This is a genomic window from Paraburkholderia lacunae (genome assembly GCF_003353175.1).
Classification (GTDB): Bacteria; Pseudomonadota; Gammaproteobacteria; order Burkholderiales; family Burkholderiaceae; genus Paraburkholderia; species Paraburkholderia lacunae.
The window spans coordinates 99,770-115,462 of sequence record NZ_QHKS01000017.1; the positions used below are offsets into that span (position 1 = coordinate 99,770).

A 15,693-nucleotide genomic window follows, 5' to 3' on the forward strand; every position below is an offset into this window, starting at 1 on the left:
CATCGAAGCCGGCGGTGCCTCGAAAAGCTGTCGGCGCGTATCGTCGAACTCGGCCGCGCGGTGCTGGGTCCGCCGAGCGGCAAAACCAGACGCACGCCAGACGCAAGTGCTCGGTCATCGAAACCGACAGCGCCTCGAAAAGCTGTCGGCGCGTATCGTCGAACTCGGCCGCGCGGTGCTGGGTCCGCCGGGTGGCAAAACCAGACACACGCCAGACGCAAGCGCGCGGCCTGAGAGCGGGGTCAGTGAAGAATCGGCGGCAGCGAACCACTGCTGGCCAAAGCGGGATTGGTCGTAACGTTCGCTTGAGAAACGGTCGATACGGCCGGCTTGGCTGTGTCGGTTTTCGCGGCAACCTTGATCGCGCGGGGATGAGCGGTGCCTTGAGCAACCGCGGCATGCACCGTTCTGGACTGACCGGCCTTCGCCTGCGCTATTTGCGGCCGCGATTTCCTGGCCTGCACCACGAAGGCGGGCTTCGGCTTCACCGCGCCCTTGAGCGATCCTTTAGCTGCACCCTTATCTGCCCCCTTGGCTACGCCATTGACCACCCCTTTGCCCGTGACTTTCTTCACGCTGCCATGCGCAGGCTTCGCCCCGTTCTTCGACGCCAGCGCAACCCGCTGCGCCGCATGCTGGCTGTTCGCCACATGCTTCGGTGCCGCCTTCGCGCCAGTTGCGGACTTGGCCTTCGGCCCATCGGCCGTTTTCTTTGCGTGCTTCGCGGCATGTCCGGTGGCCTCGGGCGGATTCCATACTTCGGCATACCCGGCAGCCATTGCCGCACCAGACACACACCACACGGCCACCGCCGTTGCTACTGCTCTAACCCACATCTCCGGCTTCTCCTGATCTTCGGCTTCGTAACGAGCCGGGATTATATTCTCTTGCAATAATCCATAATTGGACTAATATTAAAAACAAGTACAAAAAAGGACTCACGCACCTATGTCTCACGCTGCCCGCATCCCCCAGTCCGAACCGCCGATTCGCCGGCCTGCGTCGGATCCCACGCTGACGGAAATGTCCGCGGCGGGCCTGCGTGCATTCTTCAATATCGCGCGCGATTGGGACCTGAGCGCCGACGAGCAGATCGTGTTGCTCGGCTCGCCCGGCCGCTCCACCTTCTTCAAATGGAAGGCCGCGCCGGAAACGGCCCGCGTCGGGCGCGACACGCTCGAACGGCTGTCGCTGCTGCTCGGCATTTATAAGGCGTTGCAGATTCTGCTGCCGCAGCCCAGCGCCGCCGATGCGTGGATCAAGCGCCCCAACAGCGCGCCGCCGTTCGGCGGCCGGCGCGCGCTCGACCGCATGCTGGCCGGCAACATCAGCGATCTCGTCGCCGTGCGCCAGTATCTCGACGCGATGCGAGGCGGCTGGGCGTGACAGAACCGTATTGGCAGGACCGCTGGCGCACCGCGCCGCTCGACTGGTCGCCCGCGTATCGCGTGATTCCTACGCGCTTTCCGGCCGTCAATCTATTCGACCGGGTTGCTTCGCCGGAAGATTTCGACGCGCTCTACGCGCTCGAAGCATTGACCAACGACCGTCTGCGCACCGAAGTCGGCGAACTCGATCTGGTGCCGCGCGAAGAGCGCCGCTTCGGGCCGGGTTACGGGCCGATCATGGCCGCGCTCACCCACCTGAATCCGCTCGGCAGCCGCTTCTCGGACGGCAGCTACGGCGTGTTCTATTGCGCCCGCTCGCGCGCCACCGCGATCGCGGAAACGCGCTATCACACCGGCAAGTTTCTGGAGGCCACCGCCGAGCCGCCAATGCGTCAGCAGATGCGTCTGTACACGGTGCTGGCGCAAGGCGAGGTGGTCGACATCCGCAGCGACCCGTCGCTCGATCGCGCGGTGCTGTCGCCCGACGACTACCTTGCAGGACAGACGCTCGGCTGCGCCGTGCGCGAAGCCGGTGCGCCGGGCATCGTGTATCCGTCGGTGCGGGACGACGACGGCGAATGTCTCGCCGCCTTCAGAACGACGCTGCTGCGCGACTGCCATCACGCGGCTTATCTGGAATACAACTGGAACGGCAAGAGCGTCGATATGGTGTTCGAACTCAACCAGGTCGGCTGACCGACCCGCGCGGAGAAGCGCCGCCAGGCAGCGAAAAACGGAGGATGACCGTCCTCAGGAAGGCAAAGCCAGCGCCGCCGCGCCGTCCGCGCGCGCCGCTTCGACCGAGATCGACCAGCGCCGCAACCGGTGAGGCTCGACAATCGTTAGCTTGCCGCCGGGCCCGAATGCGCCGGTATCGATGAACACCTGCGAGCCGATCTGCTGGATGTCGCGCATCGGCGTGTGACCGCAGTAGGTCAGCGAGAGTCCGCGCTGCCGCCCTGGATCGCCATTGCCGATCGCCAGATCGCGGCCCCACAGCAATTGCTGGCGCACGTCTGCGGAAAAATTCGCGGCGTCGAGATCGGCGTCCGTGCCGAAAAATTCGGCATGCAGAATATTGAAGCGCTCTTTTCCGCTGCCCACCACGCGCACGAGCGGCAGCGTCCGCAGACGTTCCGCGTAGCGCTGCAGCCGTTCGTCGGACACCTCAGCCGCCCACGACCCGCCAATCCCGTACCACCATTGCCGCCGCAAGCGCCCGTCGGCGACAGCGCATAACGTGTCTTCGTGATTGCCGAGCACGGCATAGAACCACGGCTTGTCGAGCAAAGCCAGCGCCTGTTCGGAATGCTCGCCGCGGTCCACCAGATCGCCGACCGAAAACAACCGGTCGTGCGCGGGATCGAAAGCGATGTCGCGCAGCAGATAGCGCAGCGCATCCATGCAGCCATGCAGATCGCCGACGATAAAGTCGCGGCCGCTCAGATTGACCGCATGATGCTGGACGGGAGTGACGAGGACGGATTCCATTCGACCATGATAGTGCGGCACGCGCGGATGCGTATGCGCGCTTCCTATCTTTTCCGGGCGCCGTACGCGGCGCAATCGTCGCGAAAACGGCGCATTCCCGGCAGGGTTTGCCGGAAATACGCCGCGTACGCGGTCATTGTTGCTAAGAAGACAAATTTGCCGCCTGGTCTACGGTCACTGCCGGCTGCCCGTGACTTGCTCATTCGACAAATGATGCCCGATGCCGCGGGTAGAATCCGCGACACACCCAGAAGGCTCGACTCTCCCGTTCCGATGCTCACAAAATACTACCCGAAAGTTTTTCGCAATCGTCCGCGCCTGCTGATTGGTCTCGCCATTGGCATCGTCGCCGCACTGGTGGTGCCCGAACACACACGCCCCGTGGTGCGCGGCCTGATGGGCTGGGACGCGGCCGTATGGAGCTATCTCCTCCTGATCTGGATACACATGGGCGCCGCAGACGAAGGCCAGGTCCGCGAGTTCGCTCTACGCGATGACGAAAACGCGGGTGTGGTGCTGTTCGTGATCTGCGTCGCGACCATCGCCAGCGTTGCCGCCATCGTGCTCGAACTGGTCTCGGCGAAGGGCACGGCCGGCGTTTCGACCGTATGGCACTACCTGCTGACCGGCCTCACGATGTTCGGCGCATGGTTCATGATCCCGACCATTTTCACGCTGCATTACGCGCGCCTGTATTACGACCCCGACGCGCAGGAGACGCCGCTCCTGTTCCCCGACCACAAGCTCCAGCCCGACTACTGGGACTTCATGTACTTCTCGTTCACGATCGCGGTGGCCTCGCAAACCTCCGACGTGGTGCTGCGCTCGCGTTCGATTCGCCGCGCAGCGCTCGCGCAATCGATTCTTTCGTTCTACTTCAACGTGGCCGTGCTCGGCTTGTGCGTGAACATCGCGGCGGGCTTGCTCGGCTCGTGACGCCGCCGCTTCACCTGCTTGCGGTCACCGCGCCGACTTCTGCAAGACGCGTGTAAAACCCGGACAACGCCCGCCCGTTTTACACGACGCAGCCTATGCTGCCCGCTTGGGCCTGATTGACCCCGCTTGAACCCGCTCGGCCCGCTTGAGCCCGCTAGCCGCCCCCCGCCATCCCCGCTGCGCCCCACCCTTCGGGCGCACGCTTCGCGCCCTTGCGCCCGGTCCAAAACTCGCTGGCACAGCGTTTGCTGCGATTTGCCGTGTGTATTGTCGAGCGATCGGGCCCCCCGTGCAATCGGCCGCTAGCGTCAAAACACCTGTTACTGGCAAGCGGCGTGACGATCTTTGCACTACATTGACCAGTACGCGCGCTCGCTTCACGCATCGCGCGGCAGCCGGCTCTGGAAGCCCAATGAGCGCTGTGATCGCATGTCAATTGCATCCACACCGCAGCAGGACGAATCTGGAAAAGACCGATGGAATCTCCAAACGGGTATGCGCCGCGGATCTACTTTTTTCATTCACTCCTCGTTGGGCCGCTCGATGCCTGGCCTGCGCAATTCGCTCACGCAGCCGCGCTGGGCTTCGATCACGCGCTGATCGGCAGCCTCTTCGAGCCGGGCCGGGCGGGACACGGACAGGTGGTCGGCAATCACGGCCAGGTGCATCCAGTGTTCGAGACGCAGCAACCGGCCACCGCGGCTATCAGGACGCTCGCGGATGCCGCCCGTCAGAACGGTTTGACCTTGCTGGTCGACCTCGTGATCGACCGGATGGCCGCCGATGGCGCGCTGTACGCCGAACATCCCGGCTGGTTCCATCCGTTCGAATCCGAACAGGCGCGGCTCGATCCACGCCATGCGCATCGCGAGGACAACGTCGCCTATGCGAACTTCAACGACGCCGGCAGCAGTGCAGCGCTAGCCGGCTGGTGGACGCGTCAACTGCTGGCGCTGGCCGAGGCGGGCGTCGACGGCTTCCGTTTCGATTCGCCGCACCGCGTGCCGGCCGCGGTCTGGAGGCAACTCGGCGAGGCGGTGCGCACGCGGCATCCGGACGTACGCTTCCTCGCCGCGACGCCGGGTCTCACGCGTGGCGACCTGCACGGCCTTGAAGGCGCGGGCTTCGACAGCGTGTTCTCGTCGGTGCGCTGGTGGGACTTCCGCGCCGGCTGGATGGTCGAGGAGCATGCGGCGCTCGCGCACGTCGGCGCACCTGTCGCGTTTCCCGAAGCGCCTTACGGCAAGCGGCTCGCCGCCGACCTGAACGATGCGCACGACGCCGCCATCGTCGAACGGGCTTACCGGCGCGCGCTGTTCACGGCGGCCTCGACCGGCGCCGGCTGGATGATGCCCATGGGCTTCGAATACGGGGTGACGGAGCCGATCTGGCAAACGCACGGCAACGCCTCGCAATATGCCCTCGCCTGCCGGTCGAAGCAATTCGACCTCTCGGATCAGATCGCGCTGGCGAACGCGATGGTGCGCAATACGAAGGCACTGCAGGCCAACGGCGAATTGCGTCCGCTCAGCGGTCCGGGCGCACCCGCGGCGCTGCTGCTGCGCGCCGACAACCCCGACCTGCGCAACGCCGGCGAAGCCATCCTGATCGCCATCAATCCCGAACTCGGCGCGCCGGTGCGCGTCGATCCGGCGCGCTTCCTCGGCGGCGTGCCGGGCAACTTCACGCGCTTCGTGCCTCTCGAAGCGCCAGGCCATGCCGCACCCGCCGGATTGACGCCGTTCGCGCTCGAGCCCGGCGCGATCCGCCTGTTCCGCGCGGTGGCCGAGAAGCCGATCCGTCTCGCGCCGCCGATCGACAAGGCGAGCAGCAAGCTCAGCGGCCACAAGACCGTCATGGACGCGATCGCCGCGCCGCGCGTGGCGATCGAAAGCGTGACGCCCTCGGTCGATAACGGGCGCTTTCCAGTCAAGCGCACGGTGGGCGAGCGCGTCGAGATCGGCGCGGCGATCTTCGCCGAAGGTCACGACAAGATCGCTGCCGCCGTGATCTGGCGCGCCGCCGACGAAACCGCATGGCACGAAGTGCCGATGGTCCCCGCGCCGCCGGCCGGCCTCGACCTCTGGCGGGCGCGCATTCCGCTCGAACGCCTCGGCCGCCACGAGTTCACCGTGATTGCGTGGCGCGACGACTTCGCGTCGCTGGTCGAGCACATCGAGAAGAAGCTGAAGGCCGGCCAAACCGTCGAGATCGAACTCGAAGAAGCCGCGCACCTGTTCGCGCTGGTGCTCGCCGAGGTCGAAACGTCTGGAGGCGCCGTGACCAGGCCGCTCGAACAGATCGTCAAGGACTTCGCCAAGGCCGGGCCCGACGCGAAGCTCGCGCTGATCCTCGCGCCGGGCACGGCGAAGGCGATGACGGCGGCGCGGCACCGCCCGTTCATGAGCCGCGATCCGATCGTCTACAAGATCGAGGCCGAGCGCACCGCCGCGCGCTTCGCGAGCTGGTATGAGATCTTCCCGCGTTCGATGAGCGACGACGAATCGCGCCACGGCACCTTCGCCGATGTGATCACGAAGCTGCCGCGCGTGCGCGACATGGGTTTCGACGTGCTGTACTTCCCGCCGATTCACCCGATCGGCCGCGTCAACCGCAAAGGCCGCAACAACACGCTGAATGCGCAGCCGGGCGACTTCGGCAGCCCGTATGCGATCGGCGCGGCGGAAGGCGGCCACACTGCCGTGCATCCGCAACTCGGCACGCTGGGCGACTTCAAGACAATGCTGGCCGCCGCGCACGCGCACGGCCTCGAAATCGCGCTCGACTTCGCGATCCAGTGCTCGCCCGATCATCCGTGGCTGACAGAGCATCCGACGTGGTTCGCCTGGCGTCCCGACGGCACGCTGCGTTACGCGGAAAATCCGCCGAAGAAGTACCAGGACATCGTCAATCCGGACTTCTTTGCGCACGACGCCAAGCCCGACTTGTGGCTCGCGTTGCGCGACGTGATCCTGTTCTGGATCGAAGCGGGCGTGCACATTTTCCGCGTCGACAATCCGCACACCAAGCCGCTGCCGTTCTGGGAGTGGATGATCGACGACGTCCGCTCGCGTTATCCCGACACGATCTTTCTCGCCGAAGCATTCACGCGGCCGCGCATGATGAACCGTCTCGGCAAGATCGGCTTCTCGCAGTCGTACACCTATTTCACGTGGCGCGAATCGAAGCGCGATTTCATCGAGTACATGACCGAACTCACGCAAACCAATGCGCGTGATTTTTATCGGCCGAACTTCTTCGTCAATACGCCGGACATCAATCCACGTCATTTGCAGTCGTCAGGGCGTTCGGGCTTTCTGATTCGCGCGGCCCTGGCGGCGACCCTCGCCGGTTCGTGGGGCGTGTACTGCGGCTTCGAGTTGTGCGAGGCAACTGCGCTGCCCAACAGCGAGGAATATCTCGACTCCGAGAAGTATCAGCTGCGCGCATGGGACTGGCACCGGCCCGGCAACATCGTCGGCGAGATCAGCGCGTTGAACCGGATCCGCCGCGCGAATCCGGCGCTGCAAACGCACCTCGGTCTCACGTTCCTGCCCGCGCACAACCACAACGTGCTGTTCTTCGAAAAAGCGACTGAAGCACGCGACAACGTGATCCTTGTCGCGATCAACCTCGACCCGTTCAACGAACAGGGTGCCGACATCGAATTGTCGTGGGACACTTTCCAACGATGGCATCTGCACGACCACGGCGCGCTGGAAGTGACCGATCAGATGACCGGCGCGCGCTTCGAATGGCATGGCCGCTGGCAGCACGTGCAGCTCGGTTCGGGCCAGCCCTTCTCGATATGGCGCATCGCGCCGCTCGGCGGCCTGCCCGCCGACCGCCCGGACGATGCCGACAGCGGCTATCACGCAGACGACGCTGGCAACCCAACCCCAACGGAAGGTGCGATATGAAGCGTGACGATCCAGCCCCGACCACGTCGCAAGCCCATACGAGCACCGCCACCGGCAACACGGCGAAAGTGCGGACGGGGCGGCGCGGCAAACCCGCCGCCCTCAGCGACGACCCGCTCTGGTACAAAGACGCGATCATTTATCAGGTGCACATCAAGTCGTTCTTCGACGCGAACAACGACGGCGTGGGCGACTTTCCGGGCTTGATCGCGAAGCTCGATTACATCGCCGAACTCGGCGTGAACGCGATCTGGCTGCTGCCGTTCTACCCTTCGCCGCGGCGCGACGACGGCTACGACATCGCCGATTACCGCAACGTGCACCCCGACTACGGCCAGCTCGCCGACGTGAAGCGCTTCATTCAGGAAGCGCATGCGCGCGGCATCCGCGTGATTTCCGAACTGGTGATCAACCACACGTCGGATCAGCACCCGTGGTTTCAGCGCGCGCGGCGTGCGAAACCGGGCTCGAATCATCGCAACTACTACGTGTGGTCGGACACCGATCAGAAGTACCAGGAGACACGGATCATCTTTATCGATTCGGAGCCGTCGAACTGGACGCACGACCCGGTTGCGGGCGCTTATTTCTGGCACCGTTTCTATTCGCACCAGCCCGATCTGAATTTCGACAACCCCGCCGTGCTGCGCGAGGTGCTGCAGGTGATGCGCTTCTGGCTCGATATGGGGATCGACGGGCTGCGGCTCGATGCGGTGCCGTATCTGGTCGAACGCGAAGGCACCAACAACGAGAACCTGCCGGAAACGCACGCGGTGCTGAAGAAAATCCGCGCGACCATCGACGCCGAATATCCGAACCGGATGCTGCTCGCCGAAGCGAACCAGTGGCCGGAAGACGTGAAAGAGTATTTCGGCGACGAAGACGAATGCCACATGGCATTCCACTTCCCGCTGATGCCGCGCATCTACATGTCGATCGCAAGCGAAGACCGCTTCCCGATCACCGACATCATGCGGCAGACGCCGGACCTCGCCGAAACGAACCAATGGGCGATTTTCCTGCGTAATCACGATGAGCTGACGCTCGAAATGGTCACCGATTCGGAGCGCGATTATCTGTGGAACACGTATGCGAGCGACCGCCGCGCGCGCCTGAATCTCGGCATTCGCCGCCGCCTCGCGCCGCTGATGGAACGCGACCGCCGCCGCATCGAGCTGATCAATTCGCTGCTGCTGTCGATGCCCGGCACGCCCGTGATCTATTACGGCGACGAACTCGGCATGGGCGACAACATCCACCTCGGCGACCGCGACGGCGTACGCACGCCGATGCAATGGTCGTCGGATCGCAACGGCGGGTTCTCGCGCGCCGATCCCGAGCAACTGGTGCTGCCGCCGGTGATGGGTTCGCTGTACGGCTTCGACGCGGTCAACGTCGAAGCACAAAGCCGCGATCCGCATTCGCTGCTGAACTGGACGCGGCGCATGCTCGCCACGCGCCGCGCAAAACAAACCTTCGGACGCGGCACGATCCGCTTCCTGAAGCCGGAAAACCGCAAGATTCTCGCGTACCTGCGCGAGATGCCGGGTGAAGCGCCGATCCTGTGCGTGGCGAACCTGTCGCGCGCACCGCAAGCGGTGGAACTCGACCTGTCGGAATTCAACGGCTCGATGCCGATCGAAATGACGGCGGATTCCGTGTTCCCGGCGATCGGCCAGCTCACCTATCTGCTGACCTTCCCGCCGTACGGCTTTCTGTGGTTCATGCTGTGCGAAGGCAGCCAGCGTCCGACGTGGGCGCAAGCGCATTCCGAACCGCTGCCCGAATTCGTCACGATCGTGATCCGCGAGGGCCAGGCCGGCCCGACGCCTGAGAATGTCCGTCTGCTGGAATCCGAAGTGCTGCCGTCATGGCTGAGCCGGCGCCGCTGGTTTGCATCGAAGGATCAGAAGATGCACGCCGTGCGCCTCGCCGCGCTGACCACGATTCCGAATGGCGGCTTCGCGTTCACCGAAATCGAAGCGGACGTGGGCGATCACACCGAGCGCTACGTGGTGCCGATCGCGATCACGTGGGGCGGCGAAACCACCACGCCGCTGTTCATCCAGCTGGCGCTCGCGCGCGTGCGCCGCGGCCGCAACGTCGGCCACCTGACCGACGCATTCGCACTGCCGATCTTCGCGCACGGCGTGCTGCGCAAGTTGCGCGAACGCGCGGTCATTCCGACGGTGCAGAAGAGCGAAATCAGGTTCATCCCGACCGAGCGTTTCGCCGAACTCGAGCATCTGGGCGAACGGCCCGACGTTCGCTGGCTCGCCGCCGAGCAGAGCAACAGTTCGCTGATCATCGCCGATGCCGCCGTGCTGAAGCTGGTGCGGCGCCTCGTGAGCGGCATTCATCCGGAGGCGGAAATCAGCCGCTATCTGACCCAGCTCGGCTACGCCAACACCGCGCCGCTGTATGGCGAAGTGGTGCGCGTCGATCCCGAAGGCGTGCCGCACACGCTGGCGATCCTGCAAGGCTATATCGACAATCAGGGCGACGCCTGGAACTGGTCGCTCGACTTCCTGCGCCGCTCGGTCGACGAGCTGGCGCTTGCCGTCGATGGGGATGCGCAGTCGCCCGATCGCGATAACGAAGCGATTCTGGTGGAAGGCTATAGCACGCTGGCCGGCACCATCGGCAAGCGCCTCGGCGAGTTGCACGTGGCGCTCGCCTCGCCTACCGACGACCCGGCCTTCGTACCGGAACGTGCCGACGCCGAACAGGTGAAGGCGTGGGTCGACGGCACGCAAGCAATGCTCGCCGCCGCGCTCGATCTGCTCGCGCAGCGCATCGATCAAATGACCGACCCGGAAACCCAGGCGCTGACACAAAGCCTGATGGACCGCCGCGCGGCACTCATCGAAGCCGTCGACAAGCTCGTGCCGGCCGACGCAGGCGCCTTGCGCATCCGCATTCACGGCGACTTCCATCTGGGTCAGGTGCTGGTCGCGCAGGGCGACGCGTATCTGATCGACTTCGAAGGCGAGCCTGCCCGTACGCTCGAAGAGCGGCGTCAGAAATCGAACCCGTGGCGCGACGTGGCCGGTTTGCTGCGCTCGCTGTCGTACGCCAGCGCGGCGGCGCAGTCGACGATGGAAAGCGCACCGCAGCAAACCGCCGATCGCAAGCGTGTGCTGTTCGAGCGTTTCCGCGCGAGCGCGGCGGAAACGTTCCTGAAGGAATACCGCGCCGCGATCGCCGCCGCGGACTCGCCGCTGGCCACCGCGGAATCGGAACAGGGCTTGCTCGATCTGTTCCTGATCGAGAAGGCCGCGTACGAAATCCGTTACGAAGCGGCCAATCGTCCGACGTGGCTCGGTTTGCCGGTACGCGGCCTCGCCGCGCTCACCAGCCGTTTGCTTGGCTACACCGGCACGCCGGCCTACGATTCGTCCAACCAGGCGCCCGGCGCCGACGCACAGCCCAACCCGGCCGAGGGCGATTATGAGTGAGCACGATCCGGCCTCGGGCCTTCAACCGCTCGATATCGACGCGCTCGTCGAAGCGCGTCATCCTGATCCTTTTTCGCAGCTCGGGCTGCATCACACGGACGCCGGTCCGGTGGTGCGCGCGTTGCTGCCGAACGCCGCGCACGTCAGCGTGATTGCGCGCGCCAATGGCACGACTCTCGGCGAGCTTCAGCAGTTGCGGCACGGGCTGTTTGCCGGCCGCGTCACGTCCGCCGCGCCGTACCGATTGCGCATCGACTGGCATGGCGCGGTGCAGGAGATCGAAGACACCTATTCATTCGGCCCCGTGCTTGGCGACGAACCGCTGGGGCGTCTCGCCGGCGGCGATCCGTATGCGGTGCTCGAATGTCTCGGCGCGCGTCCGATGGAAATAGACGGCGTGCCCGGCGTGCGCTTCGCCGTGTGGGCGCCGAACGCCCGGCGCGTCTCGGTGGTCGGCGACTTCAATTCGTGGGACGGCCGCCGCCATCCGATGCGGCTGCGCCATCAGGCCGGCGTGTGGGAATTGTTCGTGCCGCGCGTCGGGGTGGGCACGCGCTACAAATACGAGTTGCTCGCCCGCGACGGCCATCCGTTGCCGCTGAAGGCCGATCCGTGCGCGATGCAAACGGAAAAGCCGCCCGGCACCGCCTCGGTGGTCGCGCAGGTCGACGAGATCGAGCAGTTTCAATGGACCGATAAAGCGTGGATCGAGTCGCGCGCCGCGAGGCAGACCGCACGCGCACCGATCTCGATCTACGAAGTGCATGCCGAATCCTGGCTGCGCGTCGTTGAAGAAGGCCAGCGCGGTCTCGTTTGGGAAGAGCTCGCCGAACGCCTGATTCCGTACGTGAAGAGCATGGGCTTCACGCACGTCGAATTCATGCCGATCGCCGAACATCCGTTCGGCGGGTCGTGGGGCTATCAGCCGCTCGGGCAGTTCGCGCCGTCCGCACGTTTCGGCAAACCCGAGCAGTTCGCCGCGTTCGTCAACACGGCGCACAAGGCCGATATCGGCGTGATTCTCGACTGGGTGCCCGCGCACTTCCCCAACGACGCGCACGGTCTGGTCGACTTCGACGGCACGCCGCTCTACGAGCACGCCGATCCGCGCGAGGGCTTTCACCAGGACTGGAACACGATGATCTACAACCTCGGCCGCCACGAGGTGAGCGCGTTCCTGATCGCCTCCGCGCTGGCGTGGCTCAAGCGCTATCACGTCGACGGCCTGCGGGTGGATGCGGTCGCCTCGATGCTGTATCGCGATTACTCGCGCGCTGCCGGCGAGTGGGTGCCGAACATCTACGGCGGGCGCGAGAATCTCGAATCGATCGCGTTCCTGAAGCGGCTGAATCATGAGGTCGGCTATGTGCCGGGCGTGCCGGGCGCGATGACGATCGCCGAGGAATCGACCGCGTGGCCCGGCGTCACCGCGCGCCTCGAAGACGGCGGCCTCGGCTTCCAGTTCAAGTGGAACATGGGCTGGATGCACGACACGCTGCACTACATGCACGAAGACCCGATCCACCGCCGATACCATCACCATGAAATGACCTTCGGCATGGTGTACGCGTACTCGGAGCGCTTCGTGCTGCCCCTTTCGCACGACGAAGTGGTGCACGGCAAGGGCTCGCTGCTCGGCAAGATGCCAGGCGACACGTGGCAACGCTTCGCCAATCTGCGCGCGTACTTCGGCTTCATGTGGACGCATCCGGGCAAGAAGCTGCTGTTCATGGGCGGCGAATTCGGCCAGATGGCGGAATTCGATCACGACACGTCGCCGCATTGGCATCTGCTCGACGATCCGAACCATCACGGCGTGCAGAAACTCGTGCGCGACCTGAACCAGCTGTACAACCAGGAGCCGGCGCTGCACCAACTCGACTGCGAACCCGGCGGCTTCGAATGGCTGATCGGCGACGACAGCGGCAACAGCGTATTCGCCTATCGCCGCAGCGACGGCACGGGCCGAGAACTGGTGGCGGTCTGCAATATGACGCCGGTGCCGCGGGTCGGTTACCGGATCGGCATGCCGCACGGCGGCCGCTGGGTCGAAGTGCTGAATACCGATGCCGGCGTGTATGGCGGCTCGAACATGGGTAACGGCGGACTGGTTCACAGCGAGGAAATCGCGAGCCACGGCAAGCCGTATTCCGCTTCACTGATTTTGCCGCCGCTGGCGACAATCGTTTTGCGCGCGGATTGACCGATGCGCCGTAATGCGAGCGCGCGGCGCATGCGTCGCGCGCTCGTTGCATGAAGACTTACGACAGCGTCCACAAATCAGAACAAGGAAGGGGAACCATGTCGCATGCAATGCCCGACCGACTTCTGCCCGGTTCGCCCTATCCGCTCGGCGCCAGCTGGGACGGCCTCGGGGTCAACTTTGCGGTGTTCTCGGCGAACGCGCAGAAAATCGAGCTTTGTCTGTTCGACCCCACCGGCCGCAAGGAAATCCGGCGTTTCATGCTGCCCGAATGCACCGACGAGGTCTGGCACGGCTATCTGCCGAACGCGCATCCCGGTACAGCGTACGGATTTCGCGCTCACGGTCCGTATCAGCCGCAACATGGTCACCGCTTCAATCCGCACAAGCTGCTGCTCGATCCCTATGCGCGCAAGCTGGTTGGGCAGTTTCGCTGGTCCGATGCGCTGTTCAGCCACCGCGTGCATTCGAATCGCGCGGACCTATCCATCGACCGGCGCGATTCGGCGCCGGCCATGCCGAAGTGCGTCGTGGTCGACGAAGCATTCGACTGGTCGCACGACCGGCGCCCGAATGTGCCGTGGGGCGAAACCATCGTCTACGAGGCGCATGTGCGCGGTACATCGATGCTGCGCAGCGATTTGCGCCAGCATGAACGCGGTACGTTCGCCGCGCTGGCCTCGCCGGAATTCATCGCGCATCTGCTGAAGCTCGGCGTCACCGCCATCGAACTGCTGCCGGTACATGCGTTTCTGAACGACCGCTTTCTGGTGGAGCGCGGCCTGCGCAACTACTGGGGTTACAACACGGCGGCATTCTTTGCGCCGGAGCCGTCGTATCTGAGCACGCGCCGGCTCGACGAAATGCGCATTGCCGTGCGTCAGTTGCACGCGGCCGGCATCGAAGTGATTCTCGACGTGGTCTACAACCACACCTGCGAAGCCAACGAAATGGGGCCGACCGTGTCGTGGCGCGGGCTCGACAACGCCAGCTACTACCGGTTGATTCCCGGCGACGAACGCCACAACATCAACGACACAGGCTGCGGCAACACGGTGAACCTGCAGCATCCGCGTGTCCTGCAAATGGTGATGGATTCGCTGCGCTACTGGTCGACCGCGTTCAACATCGACGGCTTCCGTTTCGATCTCGGCGTGACGCTCGGCCGTGAGCAACACGGCTTCGATCCGGGTTCCGGTTTTTTCGACGCCTTGCGCCAGGACCCGGTCCTCTCGCAACGCAAGCTGATTTCCGAGCCGTGGGACATCGGCCCGGGTGGCTATCAGCTCGGCAATCACCCGCCGGGATTCGCCGAATGGAACGACCGTTTCCGCGACACCGTGCGCCGTTTCTGGCGCGGCGACGCCGGCTTGCGGCCCGACCTCGCCGCGCGTCTGACCGGCTCGGCCGATCTGTTCAACCGGCGCTTCAGGAAGCCGTGGGCATCGATCAATTTTGTCGCGTCGCATGACGGTTTTACGCTCGCCGACATCACCGCGTACGAGCTCAAGCATAACGAAGCGAATGGCGAAGACAACAACGACGGTCACAATGAAAATTGCAGCAGCAATTGGGGCGTCGAAGGCCCCACCGACGATCCGCAGATTCTCGAAACCCGCGCACGCGTGACCCGCTCGCTGACCGCCACGCTGCTGATGGCGCTCGGCACGCCGATGCTGCTGGCCGGCGACGAATCGCTGCGCACGCAGAACGGCAATAACAATGCGTACTGCCAGGATAACGAACTATCATGGCTCGATTGGGAGTGCGCGCAGGCGCCGGAAGGCCGCGGGATGACCGAGTTCGTCGCGCGGGTTATCGCGCTGCGCAAACAGCATCCGCTGCTGCGCGAGACGCGCTTTCTGTTCGGCGACCGTGAAGTGTTGCCGGGCCTGTTCGACGTCGGCTGGTTCGACGAGAACGGCGACCCGCTGACCATCGAAGCGTGGCAGGACCCGGAAGGCCGCGCCTTTACGCTGCGGCGCGCCGGCCCGGGCTTGAACGGCGAAACGGAAGTATTGTTGATGATGCTCAACGCGTCGGCGGAAATGCTGCGTTTTACGCCTCCCGCACCGCACCTGGAATGGCACGTGCTGCTGGATACCGCCGAGCCGGAAAGCGCCCCGCATCGGTTGGCGGTCGCGGAGCTCGAAGTCGCCGCGCATAGCCTCGTGATGCTGGCGGCGCAACCGGTCGGCGAGGCGGATTGGCAAGCGGGCTGGAAAGCCGGCGCACAGCACGGGTCGCGGCTATTGACGGCGCTGCCGCCGGATCCGGGGACGCAACCGGGATAGCGA

Annotated in this window: 9 protein-coding genes; 7 read left to right on the plus strand and 2 right to left on the minus strand. The window is 64.8% G+C overall.

The genetic code is table 11. The annotated features are described in order from the left end of the window. Positions 1-242: 242 nt before the first annotated feature. Positions 243-836, minus strand: coding sequence for a hypothetical protein (locus tag DLM46_RS24620; RefSeq protein WP_115104989.1), 594 nt, complete (start codon positions 834-836; stop codon positions 243-245). A gap of 112 nt (positions 837-948) precedes the next feature. On the opposite strand from DLM46_RS24620, the gene DLM46_RS24625 reads away from it, so the two are divergent. After that, complete coding sequence (locus DLM46_RS24625) at positions 949-1,386, plus strand: MbcA/ParS/Xre antitoxin family protein (protein ID WP_208866321.1); 438 nt, start codon at positions 949-951, stop codon at positions 1,384-1,386. After that, positions 1,383-2,084, plus strand: coding sequence for an RES family NAD+ phosphorylase (locus DLM46_RS24630; protein WP_115104821.1), 702 nt, complete (start codon positions 1,383-1,385; stop codon positions 2,082-2,084). Before DLM46_RS24625 ends, DLM46_RS24630 begins: the two co-directional genes overlap by 4 nt. Before the next feature lie 54 nt (positions 2,085-2,138). Here the strand turns inward: DLM46_RS24630 and DLM46_RS24635 are convergent, their stop codons facing one another. Continuing rightward, positions 2,139-2,879: a metallophosphoesterase gene (locus tag DLM46_RS24635; protein WP_208866322.1), complete on the minus strand. Its 741-nt coding sequence runs from the start codon at positions 2,877-2,879 to the stop codon at positions 2,139-2,141. A gap of 273 nt (positions 2,880-3,152) precedes the next feature. On the opposite strand from DLM46_RS24635, the gene DLM46_RS24640 reads away from it, so the two are divergent. From DLM46_RS24640 to glgX, 5 genes are all read left to right on the plus strand, one after another. After that, on the plus strand, positions 3,153-3,815 hold the full coding sequence (locus DLM46_RS24640) for a DUF1345 domain-containing protein (protein ID WP_115104823.1): 663 nt from the start codon (positions 3,153-3,155) through the stop codon (positions 3,813-3,815). A gap of 476 nt (positions 3,816-4,291) precedes the next feature. Continuing rightward, on the plus strand, positions 4,292-7,735 hold the full coding sequence (locus tag DLM46_RS24645; protein ID WP_115104825.1) for a maltotransferase domain-containing protein: 3,444 nt from the start codon (positions 4,292-4,294) through the stop codon (positions 7,733-7,735). Next, on the plus strand, positions 7,732-11,193 hold the full coding sequence (gene treS, locus DLM46_RS24650; RefSeq protein WP_115104827.1) for a maltose alpha-D-glucosyltransferase: 3,462 nt from the start codon (positions 7,732-7,734) through the stop codon (positions 11,191-11,193). Before DLM46_RS24645 ends, treS begins: the two co-directional genes overlap by 4 nt. Continuing rightward, positions 11,186-13,396, plus strand: a complete 2,211-nt coding sequence (glgB, locus tag DLM46_RS24655) for a 1,4-alpha-glucan branching protein GlgB (RefSeq protein WP_115104829.1) — start codon at positions 11,186-11,188, stop codon at positions 13,394-13,396. The genes treS and glgB overlap by 8 nt, the downstream gene beginning before the upstream one ends. A 98-nt stretch (positions 13,397-13,494) precedes the next feature. After that, the gene (gene glgX / locus DLM46_RS24660; protein WP_115104832.1) at positions 13,495-15,690 is read left to right on the plus strand and encodes a glycogen debranching protein GlgX; all 2,196 of its coding nucleotides are present in this window, start codon (positions 13,495-13,497) and stop codon (positions 15,688-15,690) included. The last annotated feature ends 3 nt before the right edge of the window (positions 15,691-15,693 follow it).

Excerpts from the sequence above, each read along its gene's own strand:
- DLM46_RS24620 (WP_115104989.1), bottom strand. The coding sequence starts at position 836 with ATGTGGGTTAGAGCAGTAGCAACGGCGGTGGCCGTGTGGTGTGTGTCT.
- DLM46_RS24625 (WP_208866321.1), top strand. The coding sequence starts at position 949 with ATGTCTCACGCTGCCCGCATCCCCCAGTCCGAACCGCCGATTCGCCGG.
- DLM46_RS24635 (WP_208866322.1), bottom strand. The coding sequence starts at position 2,879 with ATGGAATCCGTCCTCGTCACTCCCGTCCAGCATCATGCGGTCAATCTG.
- DLM46_RS24640 (WP_115104823.1), top strand. The coding sequence starts at position 3,153 with ATGCTCACAAAATACTACCCGAAAGTTTTTCGCAATCGTCCGCGCCTG.
- DLM46_RS24645 (WP_115104825.1), top strand. The coding sequence starts at position 4,292 with ATGGAATCTCCAAACGGGTATGCGCCGCGGATCTACTTTTTTCATTCA.
- treS (WP_115104827.1), top strand. The coding sequence starts at position 7,732 with ATGAAGCGTGACGATCCAGCCCCGACCACGTCGCAAGCCCATACGAGC.
- glgB (WP_115104829.1), top strand. The coding sequence starts at position 11,186 with ATGAGTGAGCACGATCCGGCCTCGGGCCTTCAACCGCTCGATATCGAC.
- glgX (WP_115104832.1), top strand. The coding sequence starts at position 13,495 with ATGTCGCATGCAATGCCCGACCGACTTCTGCCCGGTTCGCCCTATCCG.